The sequence below is a fragment of the Candidatus Cryptobacteroides sp. genome (genome assembly GCF_056207615.1).
This window is the reverse complement of record NZ_JBAEER010000017.1, coordinates 1-4144: the sequence shown is the minus strand read 5'-3', so window position 1 is coordinate 4144 and position 4144 is coordinate 1. Positions and strand designations below refer to the sequence as shown.

Annotated in this window: 3 protein-coding genes and 1 pseudogene; all 4 read right to left on the bottom strand. The window is 53.5% G+C overall.

Annotated elements, in window-relative coordinates:
• Positions 1–522 precede the first annotated feature (522 nt).
• Positions 523–1785 carry a DUF1015 domain-containing protein gene (locus AC06ND_RS01100; RefSeq protein ID WP_475677153.1) on the bottom strand — a complete coding sequence of 421 codons (1263 nt, stop codon included), beginning with the start codon at positions 1783–1785 and terminating at the stop codon, positions 523–525.
• Positions 1786–1816: 31 nt separating this feature from the next.
• Positions 1817–2737 (bottom strand): NAD(P)-dependent oxidoreductase, encoded by a 921-nt coding sequence (locus tag AC06ND_RS01095; protein ID WP_475677152.1) that lies wholly within the window; start codon positions 2735–2737, stop codon positions 1817–1819.
• 6 nt (positions 2738–2743) lie between these two features.
• Positions 2744–3832 carry a 3-phosphoserine/phosphohydroxythreonine transaminase gene (gene serC / locus AC06ND_RS01090; RefSeq protein WP_475677151.1) on the bottom strand — a complete coding sequence of 363 codons (1089 nt, stop codon included), beginning with the start codon at positions 3830–3832 and terminating at the stop codon, positions 2744–2746.
• A 43-nt stretch (positions 3833–3875) separates the two neighbouring features.
• A pseudogene (locus tag AC06ND_RS01085) lies at positions 3876–4144 on the bottom strand (YigZ family protein); the annotation flags it as partial.

Below are 4144 nucleotides of genomic sequence, written 5' to 3'. Positions count from 1 at the left end.
GAATAAAGATCAGGAGCTACTATAACATTGATGTCGACTGGAGAGAGATAAGGCGTGTTAGTTTATCCATGAAACATACCGAATCCTCGTTACGTGATTATCCTTGTCTGTCAATAGAGATGAGAAGTACGCGCGAGTGTTGTGATTTTAGTTTGGAGTCAATGTCCTATAATCCATATCAATTGAGATCTGCTTTGCGTAATTTCTCTGATGGCTACGACGTTGAAATAGATGCTGACCGCAAGTTGTGGATGTTCTTTTATCGCAATCCTTTCCATAACGGCTATAAGTCAGAGTGAACATAATCAGGAGGGTCTGTTCCCCGGGATCCTCAGAGAGAAACATGGACATCAGAGGGAGTCATATCTATGTGCGTTGTTGTGATTGGATGCACTGGTGTTCAATCTAGGGAGCGCTCGATCTTGGCTTAATGGAGCAAATAAAATCTATCATCGTTGATGCATCTAAAACAAATGCCCACGGTTTTTGGCCGTGGGCATTTGTTGTTGTGTTGGCTATTGGCTAGTCGAGACTATGGATAGCGAGTCCTGAGCGGAGCTTAGGCTCGAACCAGGTGGTCTTAGGAGGCATGATGTTGCCGCTGTCAGCGATGTTGACGAGCTGCTTCATCGATACTGGGTAGAGAGCGAAGGCAACCTTCATCTCACCGCTGTCCACGCGGCGTGCGAGCTCGCCGAGACCACGGATACCGCCGACGAAGTCTATCCTCTTGTCCGTACGGAGATCCTTGATTCCGAGAATCTTGTCGAGTACGAGATTAGAGAGGATGGTCACGTCGAGTACTCCGATAGGATCCTCGTCGTTGAAGCGGCCTGGCTTGGTCTCGAGGCTGTACCACTTGTTGCCGAGGTACATCGAGAACTGGTGGAGATGGTCAGGACGGTAAGGCTTTGCAGGCCTTCCGCAACGAGGCTTAGACTCGAGCTTGACCTCGAAATCCTCCTCGAGAGCCTTGAGCACCTCTTCCTCGCTGAGGCCGTTGAGATCCTTGACCACGCGGTTGTAGTCGATGATCTTGAGCTGGCTCTCAGGGAAGCATACTGCCATGAAGAAGTTGTACTCCTCATCGCCGGTATGTGCAGGGTTATTCTCCTTCTTCTCTGCACCTACACGTGCGGCAGCCGCAGTGCGGTGATGGCCGTCTGCCACGTAGAAGGCAGGGATGTCGTTCTCGAAGATCTCGCTGATGCGTGCGATGACAGCGTCGTCGTCGATCACCCAGAAGTGGTGGCCGAAGCCGTCCTCTGCAACGAAATCGTATTCAGGAGCACCTGCGATCGTGTTCTTGATGATCTGTGCGAGCTCATCGTTGTCAGGGAATGAGAAGAACACAGGCTCGATGTTCGCGTTCTGGATGCGTACATGGATCATGCGGTCGTCTTCCTTGTCCTTGCGGGTGAGCTCATGCTTCTTGATCTTGCCGGTAGCATAGTCATCGGTGTGGGCGCAGAGCACGAAACCGTACTGGGTGCGCTTCTCCATCGTCTGTGCATATACGTAGTAGCAAGGCTTCGCATCCCTTACGAGCCATCCCTTCTCCTGCCATGCCTTGAAGTTCTCGACAGCCTTGTCGTATACAGGCTGGCTGTGCTCGTCGGCGATTGGGTCGAAGTCAATCTCAGGCTTGGTGATGTGGAGCAGCGACTTCTCGCTGGCTTCCTTTTTCGCCTCCTCTGAGTTGAGGACGTCATAAGGTCTTGCTGCAACTTCCTCCACGAGTGCCTTAGGAGGGCGGATTGCTGCGAAAGGTTTTACTCTTACCATAGTCTAATGTTATATAAGTGTGGGTAGTATGTTATTTGTTCAGCTGGAATTTTGTGCAACCGGTTGCGAAGTAGTTGCAGATCTGGCTTGCGGCAGCGAGGCCTGCATTCACGTTGGCCTCCGAGGTCTGTGCTCCCATCTTCTTAGGGGTTGCGAATACGCGGAGACCGAACTTCTCCTGGAGAGCCGCGAGGTTGTCAGGAGCGACGTCGGTGATGTACTTGAGGTCAGGACGAGCCTCGAGAGCCTTCTCGAGACCTTCCTCGTCGATGACTTCCTTGCGTGCGGTGTTCACGAGGGTAGCGCCCTTAGGCATCTTGGTGATGAGATCGTAGTTGATGCTCTTGATGGTCTGAGGGGTCGCAGGGATATGGATGCTTACATAGTCGCAGCTTCCGTAGAGCTCCTCGAGGCTTGATGCAGGCTCAGCGCCACCGGCGATGATCTGCTCTGCGGTGAGGAATGGATCGATGGCCTTCACCTTCATTCCGAGCGCTGCGGCCTTCTTGCCGACGAGCCTGCCGACGTTGCCGAATGCCTGGATACCGATGGTCTTGCCCTCGATTTCAGTTCCGGTTGCAGGGGTGAACTGGGTACGTGCCATGAAGATCATCATCGCGAGAGCGAGCTCTGCGACAGCGTTCGAATTCTGGCCGGGAGTGTTCATCGCAACCACGTTGTGTGCGGTGCAAGCGGCGAGGTCGAGGTTATCGAAGCCGGCACCTGCGCGAACGACGATCTTGAGGTTCTTCGCAGCCTCCACGACCTCGGCGGTGACCTTGTCCGAGCGGACGATGATGGCGTCCACGTCAGCGACGGCCGCTACGAAGTCTGACTGCTCTGCATATTTCTCGAGGAGCACGAGCTCATGGCCTGCTTCCTCGGCGATCTTCCTGATACCAGCCACCGCTGCTGCAGCGAATGGCTTCTGGGTTGCCAAAAGAATCTTCATCTTGTCTTATTTGTGGAGCTGTTCGAATTCCTGCATTGCCTCCACGAGTGCCTTCACGCTCTCGATAGGGCAAGCGTTGTAGATTGAAGCGCGGAAACCACCGACACTGCGGTGACCCTTGAGGCCTGCCATCTTCTTTGACTTGGCGAAAGCGAGGAACTCATCCTGGAGAGCCTCCTTGCCTGGAGCCATGACGAAGCATACGTTCATGATTGAGCGGTCCTCCTTGGCAGCGGTGCCTACGAAGAGAGAGTTGCGGTCGATCTCGTTGTAGAGGAGCTCGGCCTTCTCGACGTTGATCTTGTTCATCGCCTCTACGCCGCCGATTCCCTTGAGCCACTTGAGGGTCTCGTTCATCACGAGGATTGGGAATACAGGAGGAGTGTTGAACATTGACTCTCCATCGATGTGGGTCTGGTAGTTGAGCATGGTAGGGATGTAATGGCTCACCTTTCCGAGGATGTCCTTGCGGACGATCGCGAAGGTTACGCCGGCAGGGCCCACGTTCTTCTGCGCACCACCGTAGATCACTGCATACTTGCTTACGTCTACAGGACGGCTCATGATGTCTGACGACATGTCGGCTACGAGAGGAATAGGACAGTCGATGTCTTCCTTGATCTCGGTACCGTAGATGGTATTGTTGGTTGTGATGTGGAAGTAGTCCGCATCAGCAGGAATCTCGTATGACTTCGGAATATAGTTGTAGGTAGTGTCGGCTGAAGACGCTACGGTGACTACCTCTGCGCCGAAAGTAGAGCCGAGGCCCTTTGCTTCCTTGGCAGCCTTCTTTGCCCACACGCCTGTCTCGAGGTATGCAGCCTTCTTCTCGAGAAGGTTGTAAGGGACATAGAGGAATCCGGTGCTTGCTCCACCGCCGAAGAAGATCACTTCGTGAGTGTCAGGAATGTTGAGGAGCTCTTTCCAGAGTGCGCGGCACTCGTTCATTACAGCCTCCCACTCCTTGGTCCTGTGTGAGATCTCGATTACTGACATGCCTGTGCCCTTGAAATCCTTCAATGCTTCGATGGCGTTCTCGATGGCCTGCTCCGGAAGGATGCATGGGCCAGCGTTGAAAATGTGTACTTTCTTCATTTTGTTCTAATCTTGTTAAACACCTGGGGAGGGTTTATCTTTTTCATATTTCTTCTACCTGGGCTCCTTCGACGTCGCCTGCGCGCTTGAGGAAGTCATCTACCAGCGTGAGCCTGACCCTGAGGTCAGCAACGCACGACATCCCGAAATCCTGCGAGAGGATGGGGAGGCCGAGATCCTTGATGATCTTCATCACGTCGTTCATGACGAAGTAGTCGAAACTTATACGGAACTGCCTGCTTGCGATCTTCTCCACGACGGTGGCCTGGGTCAGCGCGTCTGCGGTGGAAGTCTTGTAGGCCCTGATCAGTC

Bases quoted from the DNA above. Each gene is read 5' to 3' on its own strand.
- AC06ND_RS01095 (WP_475677152.1), bottom strand. From the start codon at position 2,737: ATGAAGATTCTTTTGGCAACCCAGAAGCCATTCGCTGCAGCAGCGGTG.
- AC06ND_RS01100 (WP_475677153.1), bottom strand. From the start codon at position 1,785: ATGGTAAGAGTAAAACCTTTCGCAGCAATCCGCCCTCCTAAGGCACTC.
- serC (WP_475677151.1), bottom strand. From the start codon at position 3,832: ATGAAGAAAGTACACATTTTCAACGCTGGCCCATGCATCCTTCCGGAG.